Origin of the sequence: Rhodococcus sp. ACT016 (assembly GCF_050477185.1) — a bacterium.
In the GTDB taxonomy this organism is placed as follows: domain Bacteria; phylum Actinomycetota; class Actinomycetes; order Mycobacteriales; family Mycobacteriaceae; genus Prescottella.
In genome coordinates this window covers 4,187,788-4,204,529 of sequence record NZ_JBEAET010000001.1, presented here as the reverse complement: position 1 = coordinate 4,204,529, position 16,742 = coordinate 4,187,788, and the positions used below count along the sequence as shown (strand labels likewise).

The 16,742-nt window shown below is 69.0% G+C and carries 15 protein-coding genes; 8 read left to right on the top strand and 7 right to left on the bottom strand.

Features of this window, described 5'->3' with window-relative positions:
* Positions 1–65: 65 nt before the first annotated feature.
* The 5 genes from ACQ5DX_RS19450 to ACQ5DX_RS19430 form a co-directional block, all read right to left on the bottom strand.
* Positions 66–833, bottom strand: a complete 768-nt coding sequence (locus ACQ5DX_RS19450; protein ID WP_430334119.1) for an FAD-binding oxidoreductase — start codon at positions 831–833, stop codon at positions 66–68.
* A 36-nt stretch (positions 834–869) separates the two neighbouring features.
* Positions 870–1,724: an NmrA/HSCARG family protein gene (locus tag ACQ5DX_RS19445; protein WP_430334118.1), complete on the bottom strand. Its 855-nt coding sequence runs from the start codon at positions 1,722–1,724 to the stop codon at positions 870–872.
* A gap of 131 nt (positions 1,725–1,855) precedes the next feature.
* A complete protein-coding gene (locus ACQ5DX_RS19440; protein ID WP_430334117.1) occupies positions 1,856–2,353 on the bottom strand; it encodes a nuclear transport factor 2 family protein in 498 nt (165 codons plus the stop codon).
* A 17-nt stretch (positions 2,354–2,370) separates the two neighbouring features.
* Entirely contained in the window at positions 2,371–3,588 is a 1,218-nt protein-coding gene (locus tag ACQ5DX_RS19435; RefSeq protein WP_430334116.1) for an ABC transporter substrate-binding protein, read from the bottom strand.
* A 322-nt stretch (positions 3,589–3,910) separates the two neighbouring features.
* Entirely contained in the window at positions 3,911–5,074 is a 1,164-nt protein-coding gene (locus ACQ5DX_RS19430) for an FAD-binding oxidoreductase (protein WP_430334115.1), read from the bottom strand.
* 244 nt (positions 5,075–5,318) lie between these two features.
* Between ACQ5DX_RS19430 and clpB the strand changes: the two genes are divergently transcribed.
* Positions 5,319–7,871, top strand: coding sequence for an ATP-dependent chaperone ClpB (gene clpB / locus ACQ5DX_RS19425; RefSeq protein ID WP_430334114.1), 2,553 nt, complete (start codon positions 5,319–5,321; stop codon positions 7,869–7,871).
* A gap of 67 nt (positions 7,872–7,938) precedes the next feature.
* Here clpB and ACQ5DX_RS19420 read toward each other — a convergent pair whose 3' ends face one another.
* Complete coding sequence (locus ACQ5DX_RS19420) at positions 7,939–8,883, bottom strand: esterase/lipase family protein (RefSeq protein WP_430334113.1); 945 nt, start codon at positions 8,881–8,883, stop codon at positions 7,939–7,941.
* 146 nt (positions 8,884–9,029) lie between these two features.
* Between ACQ5DX_RS19420 and ACQ5DX_RS19415 the strand changes: the two genes are divergently transcribed.
* The gene (locus ACQ5DX_RS19415) at positions 9,030–9,173 is read left to right on the top strand and encodes a hypothetical protein (protein ID WP_430334112.1); all 144 of its coding nucleotides are present in this window, start codon (positions 9,030–9,032) and stop codon (positions 9,171–9,173) included.
* A 168-nt stretch (positions 9,174–9,341) separates the two neighbouring features.
* On the opposite strand, the gene ACQ5DX_RS19410 is transcribed toward ACQ5DX_RS19415, so the two are convergent.
* Entirely contained in the window at positions 9,342–10,967 is a 1,626-nt protein-coding gene (locus ACQ5DX_RS19410; RefSeq protein WP_430334111.1) for a flavin-containing monooxygenase, read from the bottom strand.
* A gap of 265 nt (positions 10,968–11,232) precedes the next feature.
* On the opposite strand from ACQ5DX_RS19410, the gene ACQ5DX_RS19405 reads away from it, so the two are divergent.
* The 6 genes from ACQ5DX_RS19405 (at position 11,233) to ACQ5DX_RS19380 (ending at position 16,719) form a co-directional block, all read left to right on the top strand.
* A complete protein-coding gene (locus tag ACQ5DX_RS19405; RefSeq protein WP_430335750.1) occupies positions 11,233–11,616 on the top strand; it encodes an RNA-binding S4 domain-containing protein in 384 nt (127 codons plus the stop codon).
* 161 nt (positions 11,617–11,777) lie between these two features.
* Positions 11,778–12,770: an RNA polymerase subunit sigma-70 gene (locus tag ACQ5DX_RS19400; protein WP_430334110.1), complete on the top strand. Its 993-nt coding sequence runs from the start codon at positions 11,778–11,780 to the stop codon at positions 12,768–12,770.
* A 176-nt stretch (positions 12,771–12,946) separates the two neighbouring features.
* The gene (locus tag ACQ5DX_RS19395; RefSeq protein WP_430334109.1) at positions 12,947–13,357 is read left to right on the top strand and encodes an SgcJ/EcaC family oxidoreductase; all 411 of its coding nucleotides are present in this window, start codon (positions 12,947–12,949) and stop codon (positions 13,355–13,357) included.
* A gap of 190 nt (positions 13,358–13,547) precedes the next feature.
* On the top strand, positions 13,548–15,164 hold the full coding sequence (locus ACQ5DX_RS19390; protein ID WP_430334108.1) for a DHA2 family efflux MFS transporter permease subunit: 1,617 nt from the start codon (positions 13,548–13,550) through the stop codon (positions 15,162–15,164).
* A gap of 4 nt (positions 15,165–15,168) precedes the next feature.
* The gene (locus tag ACQ5DX_RS19385) at positions 15,169–15,753 is read left to right on the top strand and encodes a TetR family transcriptional regulator (RefSeq protein WP_430334107.1); all 585 of its coding nucleotides are present in this window, start codon (positions 15,169–15,171) and stop codon (positions 15,751–15,753) included.
* 111 nt (positions 15,754–15,864) lie between these two features.
* Positions 15,865–16,719, top strand: a complete 855-nt coding sequence (locus ACQ5DX_RS19380; RefSeq protein WP_430334106.1) for a DUF5666 domain-containing protein — start codon at positions 15,865–15,867, stop codon at positions 16,717–16,719.
* Positions 16,720–16,742: the final 23 nt, after the last annotated feature.

The following is a 16,742-nucleotide window of genomic DNA, read 5'->3' as shown; positions in this document are numbered from 1 at the left end:
GTGCGTCCACGCGATTCGCTGGTTGCGCGCCGCGTCTGCCCCACCATGGTAGGGCGGCGGCGCAACTATCCGACCGGATCGAATCGGATTGCGTCGGAAGGTGTTCCCGTCGCGACCAGTCGGTCTCGGGTGCTCCGTACCATGCCGGGAGATCCGCACACCAGCACCTGATGGTCGACGAACGCGCCGTGCGCGGCGACGACGTCGCCGAGCGTGCCCTCGAGGAGGTAGTCGTCGTCGAACCCGGCGAGCACGTTGTCGCCGACTTCGGCGCGGATCCGCTCGTACCACTCGTCGGGCACACCCGGATCGGTGACGTCCTCGACGACGGGAATGGTAGTGAGCCACGGCAACTGCTGCGTGAGGATCCACAGCATGTCCGACGCGTAGAGGTCCTGGACCGTGCGGCCGCCGACGAACAGGTACACCTGCGGAGGATTCGCCACCTGCGTGAGGTCGAGGATGATCGAGCGCAGCGGGGCCAGGCCCGTCCCGCCGGCGACCATCACGACCGTCGGCCCGTTCTCGTCGACCGTGAGGGCGCCGCGCGGCGCCGAGATCTGCCACTGCTCGCCGGGCACGGTGTCGCCGACGATGCTGCCGCTGACCCAGCCGCCCGGTACCGCCCGCACGTGGAACTCCATCTTGCCGTCGAGCGACGGTGGCAGCGCGGGCGACAGGCGTCGCGGCAGCCGTGGATGCCGGGGAACGGTGACGTCGACGAACTGGCCGGGCCGGAAGGGGACCGGCTCGCCGATCAGGCGTACCACGGCGAGATCCCTACGCAGGCGGTGGTGTTCGACGACGGTGGCGGTCCAGGTCTGCTGCTCCATGCCGACCATTGTTCCCGGTGATCGGGTTCGCCGCTCCTACCTGGGCGCGCCGAATGTGCGCCCGGCCCAGTCCTCGAACGACGTCCACCGCACCTCCGGGAACGCGGAGTGCAGGTGGTCCAGGTCGACCTGGTAGCCGGGACCGTTCAGGAACCGCCACATCGCGTGCATGTCGGGATCGGCGATGGAGTCCAGCAGCACCTGTTCGTGCTGGACGGGGGAGCCGATCACGCGTGTGAGGATCCCGGCCATGGCCTCGGGCGTGGGTGCATCGCTTGCCAGTTCGATCCGCTGCCCGACATAGCGTTCGGGGGAGAGCAGGACGCGTGCCGCGAAGGCTCCCAGATCTCGGCGATCGAGCTGTTGCAGAGGATGATCCGGCGGCAGCGGCAGGTCCAGCACACCCTCCGTGCGGATCCGGTCGGCGCCGCCGAGGGCGTTGTCGAAGAAGTAGGTCGGTCCGAGGATGGTGTGGGACAGGCCGCCGGCGGCCAGCTCCGCCTCGATGACGGCCTTGCTGTCGAAATGCGGGACGCCACTGTTCTGGTCGGCGCCGGCCACCGAACTGAACACCAGGTGCGGTACCCGTGCCCGTTCGGCGGCTGCGACGATCGTGCGCCCCTGGGTGATCTCCGCCTCGACGCCGGATTCGAACGGCGTCGTCATCGCGAAGACTGCCGCGACGTCGCGCATGGCCGCCGCCAGCGAGTCGCCGTCGTCCAGGGAACCCGTGACGATCTCGGCGCCCTTCTCGGCCAGGGAACGGGCGCCGTCGGACATCGGGTTGCGCACCAGTGCGCGCAGCGACGCGCCCCGCTCCAACAGCGCGGCGGCGACCGCTCTTCCCTGTCCGCCCGTGGCGGCGAGTACGAGTATCGGGGTGTCGGCCATCGGATCTCCTCCGGTCGATGACACGGGGTGCTTCCGACGCGAGCGTACCTCCGGTGTCGAGCCCGGCACGACGACACCGGAGGCCGCGATCGTGGCAGAACACACGATCGCGGCCACCGGTGGGTGCGAGATCAGTACGAATAGAACCAGCTGCGGGTCCGGCCGACTGCCACCTCGTGCCGGTGCGCGATCCGCCAACCGTCGAGTGTCCGCCGGTACCGGACCGTGTAGTGGCCGGCGACGTGCGCCTGCCGGGTCTCGCCGTCGCCGGTGCCGCCGGACCGGAACTCGAAGTGGATCCGCGCTGTCGCCTCGTCACCGTCCAGGACGATCGACGGAGTGTTCAGCAGGTGGATGCCCGGCGTGCGGGCGGTGAACTCGACACAGAATTGCCGCAGCGCGTCCCGACCCAGGATCGTGGTGCCGGGCACCGCGCCGACCTCCGCCAGTTCGAAGATCCCGTCCTCGGTGAACAGATCCGCCCAGGCCTCGGCGTCACCGGAATCCCACGCCGGTGCGTAGGCGCCCTCCAGTTGGAGGATGGCCAGGGTGTCCTCGACCGCGGCAAGCCGATCCTCGAGCGAACCGCTGGGCGCGGCCGGCGGTGCGTGAAGGGGTTGATTCGTCATGTCCTCGCCCTTCCGGGTCAGGCGGCCGGGTTGCCGTACTGGCCGTTGAGCAGCTTGCTCGGTGCCACGAACTGGTACCCGTCGTCCGCGAGGTTCGGTGCGTGCGACTCCGACGTGTAGTGGTAGCGAGGCAGGAACGCAGTCTTGGCGTTGTCGAGGACCTGCTGGTCCTCGAGCGCCTCGGCGAGCTTCTGCGGATCCGACGTCGATCCCACCTTGTCGGCGGCGGCCGCGACCAGTCCGAACGGGTCGTAGTTGTCGGCCAGGATCAACGTCGACGGGATCGAACCCAGCGCCGCCATCGCGCTCACCATCGTGTTGACCGTCGTGTCGGCGGGGTCGTAGACCGTGCTGGGGAACACCTGCATGACGAGGTTGGACGCGGCGCGGGTGCCGAGTGCTCCCTCCGGTGCCGGCTTCGCGATCAGTGCGGTACCCGAGACCGAGGTGTTGCCGATCAGGGGGATGCTCCAGTCCAGACGCTCGAAGCTGTTGAGCAGGTAACCCAACGGCGCGCCGTAGGCGTCGATGACGAGAGCCTGCGTGCCCTTGTTCTTCAGCGCCTGCAGTTGGGCGGTCATGTCGAGCGCGGCGACGTCGTACTCCTCGGTGCCCGACTTGCTGACGCCCTCGGCCGACAGGGCCGAGTCCATCGCCTTGCCGAAGGCCTCGCCGTACGCGCTGCTGCCGTGGATGACGCCGACCTGCTGGTAGCCCTTGCTCTTCGCGTAGCGGGCGAGGGACACCGCGTATTCGGTCGGCGACGGCGACAGGTCGAAGTTGAGCGGGAACTGCTGGGGGTCGGACGAGTTGTCGGTGGGGCCGACGTTGAACGACAGGATGTGGTTCTGCTTCAGGATCGGGAGCGTGGCGGCGGAGACGGTCGACGGCCCGGAATTGAGATACAGATCCGGCTTCTTGCCGGAGTTGATCGCCTCACGCAGGTTCGAGACGGCCTTGGTGGCGTCCCCGCCGTCGTCGACGACGGTGAGTTCCACTTGGCGCCCGCCGATTCCGCCGTTCTTGTTGACCTCCTCGGCGCCGGCTTTCGCCGCGAGGATCGAGGTCTGGGCGTTGGCGGCCAGCGAGCCCTGCCCGCTGATGGCTCCGGTGACGAATACCCGGTACGGGCCGTCCTCCCCGCCGTCGGCGCCGGACGCCGAGCCTGAGCAGCCTGCGGTGGCGAGGGCGCAGACGGCCAGTGCCGTCACGAGCGCAGAGTGTCGAATCTTCATGCCAGGGTTCCTCCAACGGAGACACGACGGATCACAAGCATGTGCTTGGGTTGCGCAGACGCTAAGGGTGTGACGTGGATTACGTCAAGTCGAGTTGCCGGTGAGGGGAAATCGAAACACCTTGTGCGTCAGTGGCTTTGGGGTTCGATGGCGCATGTGATCGACCGACGCCCCGTATCGGGGGTCGGTTCGCGATCGGTAATCGGTTCCGTGGGGCGGGCGCGCGCCGCCCGCGTTTCACGGCGGCGGTGCAGTCGGCAACGACGCTACGACCGCGGATCTGCGGTTCCTACGGGATCTCCCGCTGACTGGTCGGTTTCCGTCAGCGCAGCGGGTCGTAGGAGATCGCCTCGACCGGCGTGCCCGCCAACTGCAGCGCGTAGGCGGTGGTCTTCACCATCGACGGTGATCCGCAGATCTGCACCTGACGGTCGGCCCACGAACCGAACCGGCTCACCACGGTGCCGATCGGCCCCTGCAGTCGCTGATGCATTCCGTGCGGCGGCTCGAGCACGGGATACGGGTGCCACCACGGGTTCTCGCTCTCCGTCGTGACCGGAACGACGGTGAGCCAGGGATTGCTCAGCGACAGGTGCCAGAGGGTCTCGATGTCGTACAGGTCGCACGGGTACGCGCCGCCGACGAACAGGTGGACCCGCGGATTGATGCCGCGGTGGGCCATGTCCATCACCTGGGCACGCAGCGGAGCCAGCCCGGTGCCGCCCGCGATCATCAGCACGTCCTTCTCGCTGTCGAGGTCCACGTGCAGGCCGCCCAGCGGAGAGCTGATCTGCCAGCGGTCGCCGACCGCGGTCTCGTTGACCATTGCCGGGCTTACCCATCCGCCGGAGACTCGGCGGACGTGGAACTCGAGCTGGCCGAACGGGTTCGTCGGGATCGCCGGCGACAGGTACCGCCACATCTGCGGACGCTGGGGGATCTGGACGCTCACGTACTGGCCCGCGGCGTACGGCACGGGTGAGTCGCTCTCGAGGCGGATGATCGCGAGATCGCGCAGCACCCGCTCGTGGCTGACGACCGTGGCCTCCCACAGTGCGGGGAAGTCGTCGGCCTCGGCGGCGTCGGACATCGTGGTGGTGACCAGTGCGACCAGTTCCCGCCACGCCGAATCGACTCCGGGGCTCCACGGTTCGTCGGCGTCGATGTCCCGGATCGCGTCGAGCAGCGCGTTGCCGGCGGCGGCGTAGTGCTCACGCGCGACTCCGTACTTACGGTGGTCGCGGCCCAGCTGGGCGAGGAAGGGCAGCAGTCGATCGATGTCGTCGAGTCCGCGCACGATGTACTCGACCGCGGCGACCAGCTTGGCGCGCTGGTTGTCCATGCCCGCCGGGAACAGCGAACGGCACTGGGGAAGCCGCGCGAAGAACTGGGCGTAGAAGGTGCGGGCGAAGCGGTCGCGATGATCGTCCGACGCGGTGACGGCAGCGAAATGTGTGCGGATGATCCTGATCTCGGCCGTGTCCACGACGTCCTCCCTCGCGCGTTCCGGTTCCGGGGCCGCGATCACGCGCCGGAACCGACCACCAGTGTGCACCGGAGAGGATCCCGGCCGGTCGGTGGCCTCGCCGAGCGTGGGGTAGATCTCCGTAAGATTGTCGAAGTTGAGTGGAACAGACTCAACATTTCGTTCGTTGAGGAGAACGACAGGCCGGGCGATCTCCTTCACCCGGCACAATGATCTTGTTGGTTCGTCGCAAGGAAGGTGACCAGTGGACTCGTTCTCTCCCACCACCAAGACCCAGGCCGCGCTGACGGCTGCGCTGCAGTCGGCGTCCGCGGCGGGTAACCCCGACATCCGCCCGGCACACGTGCTGGTCGCGCTGTTGGATCAGACCGACGGCATCGCCGCGCCGCTGCTCAAGGCCGTCGGGGTCGATCCCACGGTGGTGCGGCGCGAGGCGCAGGTCATCGTCGATCGGCTGCCGCGCGCCACCGGTGCCACCACGCAGCCGCAGCTCGGCCGCGAGGCGATCGCCGCGATCACCGCGGCGCAGCACCTCGCCACCGAACTCGACGACGAGTACGTCTCCACCGAGCACGTCATGGTGGGGCTCGCGTCCGGTGACTCCGACGTCGCCAAGCTCCTGGTCGGGCACGGCGCCACCCCCGAGGCACTTCGCGACGCGTTCACCGCGGTCCGCGGCAGCGCCCGCGTCACCAGCCCGGACCCGGAGGGCAGCTACCAGGCGTTGGAGAAGTACTCGACCGACCTCACCGCACGGGCCCGCGAGGGCAAGCTCGACCCGGTGATCGGCCGCGACACCGAGATCCGCCGCGTCGTGCAGGTGCTGAGCCGGCGTACCAAGAACAATCCGGTGCTCATCGGCGAGCCCGGCGTGGGCAAGACCGCGATCGTCGAGGGTCTCGCGCAGCGCATCGTCGCCGGCGACGTGCCGGAGTCGCTGCGCGGCAAGACCGTCATCTCGCTCGACCTCGGGTCCATGGTGGCCGGCGCCAAGTACCGCGGCGAGTTCGAGGAACGCCTCAAAGCCGTGCTCGACGACATCAAGAACTCGGCCGGCCAGGTCATCACGTTCATCGACGAGCTGCACACCATCGTCGGTGCCGGTGCGACCGGCGAGTCGGCGATGGACGCCGGCAACATGATCAAGCCGATGCTCGCCCGCGGCGAGCTGCGGCTCGTCGGCGCCACCACGCTCGAGGAGTACCGCAAGTACATCGAGAAGGACGCCGCGCTCGAGCGTCGCTTCCAGCAGGTGCTGGTCGGCGAGCCGTCCGTGGAGGACACCGTCGGCATCCTGCGCGGCCTCAAGGAGCGGTACGAGGTGCACCACGGTGTGCGCATCACCGACTCCGCACTGGTCGCCGCCGCCACGCTGTCGGACCGCTACATCACGTCGCGCTTCCTGCCGGACAAGGCGATCGACCTCGTCGACGAGGCCGCGTCGCGCCTGCGCATGGAGATCGACTCGCGGCCCGTCGAGATCGACGAGGTGGAGCGCACCGTCCGTCGCCTCGAGATCGAGGAGATGGCGCTCGCGAAGGAGACCGACGCGGCGTCGAAGGATCGTTTGGTCAAGCTCCGCGAGGAACTGGCCGACGACCGGGAGAAGCTGCGTCAGCTCACCGCCCGGTGGCAGAACGAGAAGAACGCCATCGACTCGGTGCGCGAGGTCAAGGAGCAGCTCGAGGCGCTGCGCGGCGAGGAGGAGCGCGCCGAACGCGACGGCGACCTCGGCAAGGTCGCCGAGCTGCGCTACGGCCGGATCCCCGAGCTGGAGAAGCAGCTCGAGGCCGCCGCGGCCGTGTCGGACGGCGCCTCGGACGGGGCCGTCATGCTCAAGGAGGAGGTCGGGCCGGACGATGTCGCGGATGTCGTCGCCGCATGGACCGGCATCCCGGCCGGCCGCATGATGGAGGGCGAGACCGCCAAGCTGCTGCGGATGGAGACCGAACTCGCCAAGCGGGTCGTCGGGCAGGCCGAGGCGGTGCAGGCGGTCTCGGACGCGGTGCGCCGCGCCCGCGCCGGCGTCGCCGACCCGAACCGGCCCACCGGCTCGTTCCTGTTCCTCGGCCCCACCGGCGTCGGCAAGACCGAGCTCGCGAAGGGGTTGGCGGACTTCCTGTTCGACGACGAACGCGCGATGGTGCGGATCGACATGTCCGAGTACAGCGAGAAGCACTCGGTGGCGCGGCTCGTCGGTGCCCCTCCCGGCTACGTCGGCTACGAGTCGGGCGGCCAGCTCACCGAGGCGGTGCGTCGGCGCCCGTACAGCGTGGTGCTGTTCGACGAGGTCGAGAAGGCGCACCCGGACGTGTTCGACATCCTGCTGCAGGTGCTCGACGACGGCCGGCTCACCGACGGTCAGGGCCGCACGGTCGACTTCCGCAACACGATCCTGATCCTCACCTCGAACCTCGGTGCGGGCGGCGATCGCGACCAGGTGATGGCGGCGGTGCGCTCGGCGTTCAAGCCGGAGTTCGTGAACCGGCTCGACGACGTCGTCGTCTTCGATCCGCTGTCGGAGGAGCAGCTCGAGTCGATCGTCGACATCCAGCTCGACCAGCTGGCCACCCGGCTCGCGGCCCGTCGGCTCACGCTCGAGGTGTCGGACTCGGCGCGGTTCTGGCTCGCCGTGCGCGGCTACGACCCGCAGTACGGCGCGCGTCCGCTGCGTCGGCTCATCCAGCAGGCGATCGGCGACCAGCTGGCCAAGCTGCTGCTCGCGGGTACCGTCCGCGACGGCGACACCGTGCCGGTGACCGTCTCCGAGGACGGCGATCACCTGGTGCTCGGTTAGGCGCTTCGCGCCGGTGCGCCTTTTCGGTAGTGCCCACTACCGAAAAGGCGCACGGCCGTAGGCCCGGTCAGCCGGTGAAGGGCGGGACGAAGAAGCAGGGAACCGGACGCGGATGCGCCGGATCCAGCGCGTTGAGGACATGGGTGGCCGCGATCGGATCGGCGGCGATGCCGGCGTGCTCGGCGTAGTCGAGCGAACAACCGTCCTGCACGACGATGTTGGTGGCGTTCGGCGCCTCCACGAGGCCCGCCGTGTACGGCACGACGGCCTCGTCGTAGCGGGTCATGATGTTCGTGTACGTCACCTGCGGCACGTACGGCCCGCCCTCGTTCATCTTGTTCATGAAGTCGGTGCCGGCGGCCATCTGGAAGCACGCCCCGCACAGTTTCTCGACCGTCTGCGTCTGAACCTCCTGCAGCCCCATGCGCTTGACGGTCGGAGCCAGTTGCGAGACACCGAGCGCGTCGATGCCCTTCCACAGCGGAGCCAGTGAGACGTACTTGTCGACCTTGTCGGCGCCGCCGAGGAACTTGATGTAGTAGCTGGGCATCAGCGTGCCCTGTGAATGCCCCACGACGTCCACCTTCTGCGCGCCCGTCGCCGCGAGCACCCGGTCGACGAATGCGCCGAACTGCTCCGCGCTCTGCTCGATCGGCAGCATGCCGCCGATCGCGCTCACCGGCCACGGCATCCCGGGGACGCCGCCGTACGTCAGCGAGAAGACGCAGTAGCCCTCGTTCGCGAGCAGCGGCGCGTACTTGCCCCAATTGGTCTGCTGCCCACCGCCGGTGCCGTGCACGAGGATCACCGGTTCGGGATGCTCGGCCGGCGGCTTGCACGAGAAGTCATTGGAGCCGGGCAGGGACCCCGCGGGGTTGGTGAGCTCCGGCGGGATGCCGGAGAAGAACCCGTCGGGCACCGGCAGCGGGGGAGTGGGCGCCGCCCCGGCCGTGCCCCCGAGCATCAGTGCGCCTGAAGCCGCGATTACCAGCCCCGCGAACAACTTTCGCATGTGAGCCCCCTTGTCCGATGTGGATCCCGACCGTTCGAGGGAACCTAACACGCGTGGTACCGGCCGTAACGTGAAATTCGTGCACTGAAACACCTGCGTGCGCACCGCCGACACACAAGGTGAATCGACTACGAAGGGTGGCAACGATGGGTTCGGCCGCAGACGTCATGTCCTGGCTCGCCGAGGGATACCTCGCCGGTGATCCGATCCGGTATCCGCTGTACGTGGGCTCGATGTTCCTGGCGATGCCGCTCCAACTGCTCGGCGTCATCATGGGGCATCCCTTCTGACAGGGGCGAACGATCCGGTTCTGCTCAACTCGAGCCTCGAGGGGAACACGCGGCGCACCATCGACTTCCACGAGGACGACACGGTGGAACCGAATCTGTCCAAGTGAGCGCAGACGGCGTCGGCCCGGCACCTCTCACGGGTGCCGGGCCGACGCCGTCATTCGGCGATCACCCCTCCAGGATCGCGAAGCCCTTGTAGCCGGATTCGGCGACCTCGGTGATGATGTCGCGGTAGGCGGAGAAGCCGCCGAGGAAGGGCATGAACACCCTTGGGCGGCCGGGGATGTTGGCGCCGAGGTACCAGGAGTTCGCGGTGTTGAGCAGCGACGCCTCGGCGCGGGTGCGGCATTCCTCGACCCAGTCGGTGACGGCCTCGGGGGTGCCCTCGATGGCGGCGGCGCCGCGGTCGTCGAGGTAGGCGATGGCGTCGGCGACCCAGTCGACGTGCAGTTCGGAGTGCAGCACCATGTTCGCGAGGACCGACGGGCTGCCGGGGCCGGTGAGGTTGAAGAAGTTCGGGAAGCCGTCGATGCCGAGGCCGAGGTAGGTCTCGGGGCCGGCGGCCCACTTCGCCTTGAGGCTCTGCCCGTCGCGGCCGACGATCTCGAGCTTCTCGAGGGAGCCGGTCATGGCGTCGAAACCGGTGGCGAGGACGATCGCGTCGAGGTCGTAGTGTGCGGCGGTGGTGTCGATGCCGGACTCGTTCATGCCGACGATCGGCGCGGCCTTGAGGTTCACCAGCTCGACGTTGTCGCGGTTGTAGGTCTCGTAGTAGCCGCTGTCGGTGACGATGCGCTTGGCGCCGATCGCGTGGTCGGTCGGGATGAGCAGTTCGGCGATCGCCGGGTCGTCGATGACGGCCCGGACCTTCTCCTCCCAGAATTCGCGGGCGGTGTCGTTCGCGGCCCGGTCGGTGAGCTGGTCGGGGAAGGCCTTGGAGTAGAGGACGCCGCCGAGCTGCCAGCTCTTTTCGTAGACGGCGCGGCGCTCGTCTTCGGACACCTCGAGTGCCTTGTCGGGGTGGGCGCGGTGCGGGGAGCCGCCGCCGGACAGCCGCGACAGGCGGCGACGCTCGGCGTAGTTCGCCTTCTGCTCGGCGCGGGTGGCGTCGTCGAGTGGGTTGTTGCCGGCGGGGACGCTGAAGTTCGCGGAGCGCTGGAAGACGAACAGCCGCTCGGCCTGTTCGGCGATGAACGGAATCGACTGGATGCCCGACGAGCCGGTGCCGATCACGCCGACGCGCTTGCCGGTGAAATCGACGCCGTCGTGCGGCCACTGCGCGGTGTGGTAGACGTCGCCGGCGAAGGTGTCCAGGCCGTCGAAGGCGGGGGTGTTCGCGTTCGACAGCGGCCCGGCGGCGACGACGAAGAAGCGGGCGGAGACCACGTCGCCGCGGTCGGTGCGCACCGTCCAGCGCAGGGTGTCCTCGTCGAGGGTCGCGGAGGTGACGCGCGTGTCGAACTGGATGTCGCGCTTGATGTCGAAGCGGTCCGCGACGTGGTTGATGTAGCGGAGGATCTCCGGCTGCGTCGCGTACTTCTCGCTCCAGTCCCACTCCTGCTCGAGTTCGGGGGAGAAGGAGTACGAGTAGTCGACGGACTCGACGTCGCAGCGGGCGCCCGGGTAGCGGTTCCAGTACCAGACCCCGCCCACGCCGCTGGCGGCCTCGAACGCGCGGACCGTCAGGCCCTGCTGGCGAAGCCGGTGCACCGCGTAGACGCCGGCGATGCCCGCGCCGACCACGACGACGTCGTACGAGGCGGTGAGGGCGGGCGTCGAATCCTGTCCGTTCACGAAAAATGTCCTTCCACGTGCGCAAGCTGTCCGGGCCCGGAAAAGGACCGGACCTCACGGTTCTGCGATGAATCCACGCTATGGCGGTGTGAACCAGGCGACAGCGGACCGTCCCGCCCAGCGGGTCGTTTCCGCGGAAGAGGGACTTTCGACAGCCGCCGAAACCCGCATCGTGCAGGGGCGATGGGTCTCTCGCCCGGACGACGCGGGCTCCCACCACGAGGGACGAATCGGGGCGCTGCGGGGCGTCGGTAACCTGGGCGACGTGGCCAACCCGACCCCCGATCCGACGAGCGTCCGCCTCGACAGCTGGATGTGGGCGGTGCGCCTGTTCAAGACCCGGTCGCAGTCCGCTTCCGCGTGCCGATCCGGGCACGTGCGGGTGAACGGCGCCGCGGCGAAGGCCTCGGTGCAGGTCAAACCCGGTGACGAGGTTCGCGTGCGGGTGGCGGGCCTCGAACGCATCGTCGTCGTGGTTCGCCCCATCGCCAAGCGCGTCGGCGCGCCGATCGCCGCCGAGTGCATGCAGGACAACAGTCCGCCGCCGCCCTCGCCCGAACTGGTCGCGTCGATTCCGCAGCGTGACCGGGGCGCGGGGCGCCCCACCAAGCGTGAGCGGCGAGAGATGGAGAGGTTCCGAGGGGAATAGGGTCTGGCCCGACCTCGACATCCAGTTCCTTTGCGGTGTAGTCCTTTCCGGGGCCGTCGCCGGCTCGTGGATCGACTTCGCGTGGCGGCGCCGGAACATGCCATGGGTGTCGCTCCCATCGAGTACGGTGCCTCGACGGGACCGGCGGAGGGAGCGTGGGCGTGACGAAGGTAGAAGGCTTCGATCGTCGGATCGAACCGTTCCGGACGGAACTGCTCGCGTACTGCTACCGGATGCTCGGCTCGGCTCACGACGCAGAGGACCTGGTCCAGGACACGTACCTGAGGGCGTGGCGGGCGCGGGAACAGTACGACGAGACCCGCAGCTCACCGCGTACTTGGCTCTACCGGATCGCGACGAACGTCTGCCTGACCGCTCTCGAGGTTCGTGGCCGCCGACCGCTGCCGTCGGGGCTCGTGGCCGCCTCGGATCCGCTCGATCCGTTCGTCCAGCGGGAGCACGCCGCGTGGCTCCAGCCCTTGCCGGACTCGTTGACCGACGCAGGCGATCCGGCCGGGGCCGTGATCGACCGCAGCAGCCTGCGGTTGGCGTTCGCCGCGTCCCTGCAGCACCTGTCGGCGCGTCAGCGAGGTGCGCTGATCCTGCGTGACGTGCTCAGCTTCTCGGCGTCCGAGACCGCGGAAATCCTCGGCACCACCGTCGGTGCGGTGAACAGTGCCCTGCAACGGGCACGTATCCGGATGAAGGAGGTCGGAGTCCGGCAGGATCGGGTCGACGAGCCGACCGCCGCCGAGCAGCGCGACTGGGTCCAGCGCTACATGAAGGCGTTCGAGCTCGCCGACGTCGAGGGCATCAAGCGACTGCTCACCGAGGACGTCCTCATGGAGATGCCGCCGATGGTCAACTGGTTCGCCGGCCGCGGCAACTACGGCGTGTTCATGGAATGGGTCTTCGCGAACGCCGGGAAGGACTGGCTTCTCGAGGAGGTCGCGGCCAACGGCGGCCAGCCCGGCTTCGCCGCCTATCGGCGCGTCGTCGGCGGATACGAGCTGCACACGCTCCAGATCTTCACCGTCACGGCCGAGGGCATCAGCCGGAACTCGGTGTTCCAGGATCCCGCGGTATTCGCGGCTTTCGGTCTGGCGGCGGCACTCTACGCCCGGGGGCGGGTCGACGTCGGGGGTTCTGCCTAGCCGAGCCGTATCGGCCGACGCTCCACCGGGGCTGCAGGTCAGGCGCTTCGGCGGGCTCGGTGAGCACGCCTCGAGATCTCCTGGCCGCGGGCGCGACGAGTTACGACCCCGCCGCCGGTATGTATTGGCGAGCTCGCCGGAATTCCCCAGGCGAGCCGACCACAAGGGAGGATCCGATGTCGAACAATCGTGCGGAAGACGTGGCCGCACTTCAGGCCGTGCTGGTCGATTCCTACAAGGCGTGGGAGGCCGGCGACGCCGACGGCATGGTCGCCAACTACACCGCGGACGCGACCGCCATCATGGCCGGCTCATTCCGGGACAGCCGTGACGTGATCCGTCAACAGATGGCACTGGGCTTCGAGGGGCCGCTCAGGGGTAGCTCGACCCACAACAAGCAGGTCAGCATCCGCTTCGTCGGCAGGGACGGCGCAATCGTCATCAGCGAATCCGCCATCCTGTTCGCCGGCGAGACCGAGGTCCCGGACGACCTCCGCAAGGTCAACGCGACCTGGGTCTTCGAGAAGCGGGACGGCCAGTGGCTGATCGCCGCGTATCACAACAGCCCGGTGCTCCTGCCGAGCTGACGCCCGCACCGCGGGTTCGCGTCGGGCACTGAGCCCCGTCCTGTCAGCCTCGGGACGGGGTTCAGCGTGAACGTCATCGGGGCCTCGGGTCGAAGGCCGCTGCGAATCGTTACCTCGTCGACGGTTGACGTCCCCGCAAAAGTGGAAGAGACTTTCAAACGGGATGAGGTGCCAATTCGGAGGTTCTCTCATGATCGCTACTCTTCGTGTCGACGCCGCGAAGGTGTCGACGACCTCGCGGCGGTGGTGGGCGCTGGCCGCGCTGTCCATCGCGGTGTTCGCGATCGGCATCGACGTGATGGTGCTGACCGTCGCGCTGCCGACGCTCGCGCGCGACCTCGGCGCGACGACGTCTGCGCTGCAATGGTTCTCGACGTCCTACACCCTTGTGCTCGCCGCTGCGCTGCTGCCGGCCGGTGGCTTCGGTGACCGGATCGGCCGCCGCAGACTGCTTCTGATGGCGATGATCCTCTTCGGGCTCGCGTCCCTCGCGTGTGCGTACTCGCAGACCTCGGCGCAGTTGATCGGTGCCCGTGCGGTCCTCGGCCTGGCCGCGGCCGCGATCATGCCGATGTCGATGGCCGTGCTGCCGATCCTGTTCCCCGATCGCGTCGAGCAGCAGCGGGCGCTCACCATCTGGGTTACCGCCACCGCGCTGGGGCTGCCGCTCGGTCCGATTCTCGGCGGCTGGCTGCTGGGTCACTTCTGGTGGGGCTCGGTGTTTCTCGTCAACGTCCCGCTCGTGTGCGTGGGGTTGGTCGCCGTCGCGGTCCTGGTCCCCGAGTCGCGGAGCAGCGATCCCGGGCGCTTCGACATCCCGGGCGCGGTGCTCGCGTCGGTGGGGCTGCTCGCACTGACGTACGGCTTCATCACCGCCGGCAGCGACGGTTGGGGTGCCGCGCACGTGCTGGCCTCCCTCGCCGTCGGTGTCGTGCTGCTGGGCGTGTTCCTGTTGTGGGAGAAGCGATCCGACAGCCCGCTCATCGACCTCGCCCTGCTGTCTGATCGCGACTACGCGTCGGGCGCGGGCCTGTCAACGTTGGTCAACTTCGTGATGTTCGGCCTGTTGTTCTCGCTCCCGCTGTATCTGGGGTCGGTGCTGGGCGCGGACGCCCTCGGGATCGGCGTGCGGCTGCTGCCGATGATCGCCGGTCTCGTCGTGGGTACGCGGCTGGCCGACCTGCTCGCCCGTGTGCTCGGCCCCGGCGCATTGATCGCACTGGGGTTCGCGGCCATCGTCGGGTCGTGCATGGTCGGCGTCACCATGACCGCCGACACCGGCTACGGGCTGGTGGCGACGTGGCAGACGATCGCCGGGGTGGGCCTCGGGCTGGTGATGCCGACCGCGATGGCGGCGGCGATCGGGGCGCTCTCACCCGAACGGTCGGGCTCGGGTTCTGCTCTGGTGCAAGCACTTCGGCAGGCCGGTGGGACGATCGGCGTCGCGGTACTCGGCACGGTGCTGACCGCCGGTTATCACGCCCACCTGCCGAGCACGTCGCTGCCGGAACCCGCCGCGGCTGCCGTCTCCGACTCGGTGAGCAGCGGTGTCGCGGTGGCGCGGCAACTCGGCCTGCCCACGCTCGAGGAGCAGGTGCAGTCCGCGTTCGTGCAGGGCATGGTGTCGGCGTTGTGGGTCAGCGGGGCGCTCGCGCTCGTCGGCGCGATCATCGCGCTCGTCGTGCTCCCGCTGCGGCGTCGGCCCGAACCGGAGGCCGACGCCGAGACCGCTGAGACCGGCAGAGCCGAGGCGGAGACAGGCAGAGCCGAGGCGGAGACCGACAGAGCCGAGGCTGAGGGACACTGAGCCCATGAGTACGTCGACCGAGCCGATCGGCCTGCGGGAGCGCAAGAAGCGGAAGACGCGGGCGCTGATCCGCGAACACGCGATGCGCCTGTTCACCGAGCAGGGGTACGCGCAGACCACCGTCGACCAGATCGCGGCCGCCGCCGACGTCTCGCCGAGCACGTTCTTCCGCTACTTCCCGAGCAAGGAACAGCTCATCCTCATCGACGACCTCGACGCGCCGATGCTCGCGGCGATCGCCGCCCAACCCGCCGACACACCGCCGTTGACCGCGTGCCGGCGCGCCTTCGAGGAGGTGCTCGGGTCGCTGACGCCCGCGGAGATCGACGCCGAGCGCACCCGGCAGCGACTGCTCTTCGGTGTGCCCGAGCTGCGCTCGGCGATGCTCGGTGAACTCATCCGGTCGATCGTGATCCTCGCCGACGCGGTGGCGGTGCGCGTCGGCCGGCGCGCCGACGACTTCGAGGTGCGGGTGTTCGCCGGGGCGGTTGCGGGAGCCGTGTTGGGTGCCGTCGGTGAGGACCCCCCGGACCTGGCCATCTTCGTCAAGGCCATCGAGTTCCTCGAGCGGGGGATGCCGCTCGTCTGACGGTTTCAGACGGCTCTCAGAATCCGGCTCTACCCTGAACTGTCGGCTCGACCACCCGACCCAGACTGTGTTGAACTGTTCGGCACCGCCGAGGGAGAGAGCACACCCACCATGACGAATCCCGACGATCCCCGCACCCCGCAGGAGCGCGCGTACGACCCTGCCGAGCCGGCGGCCGACGAGACCGTCCAGTGGGCCCGTCCCGGCGACGGCCCGACCCAGCAGATCGGTCCGGTGGCTGCTGACCAGCCCACCGAGCAGTACTACACGGCAGACCCGTACCAGGCGTACGGTTCGCCGCCGCCCAATCCGACCCAGGCCTTCCCCACCTACGACCCGCGGTTCGATCCGCAGGCGACCCCGCCCAACGCGACCCAGGCCTATCCGACGTACTACGGCGCGGGCGGCTACCCGCCGGCCGGACCGCCACCCACCGGTGCGGCCCCGGCGATGGAGAACACGCCCGAGCCCAAGCCCGCCCGCAAGGTGGGGTTGGCGGTCGCCGTCGCTGCGGGCATCGTGCTGCTCGCGCTGGGCCTGATCGTCGGTTTCATGTTGAACGGTGGCGGCTCGGACAACGCCACCACCGCCTCGGCCCCGTCGACGCGCACGTCGGCGCCGGTGGCACCGCCACGCACGGGCACCCCGACGCCGACGTCGCCTCCCAGCGGCACCTCTCCGCTGGAGGCCATTCCCGGCGGCGTGGGGGACCTGATCGGTAAGGCCGGGACGGCGATGGGCACGATCACCGCCAACGACGGCGGAACGCTGACGCTCGACGGCCTCGGAGGCACCACGATCACCGTGCGCACCACACCGGACACCTCGCTCATCTCGTTGACCGCGCGCAGCGTCGCCGACCTGAAGCCCGGCGAGTCCGTGCTGGTCCACGGTGACAAGGTCGAGAACGGGACAGTTACGGCGAAGTTGATCATCGGCACCACGCTTCCGGGATTCGGTAACTGACGCGCGGCACCGGATGCCCGGAT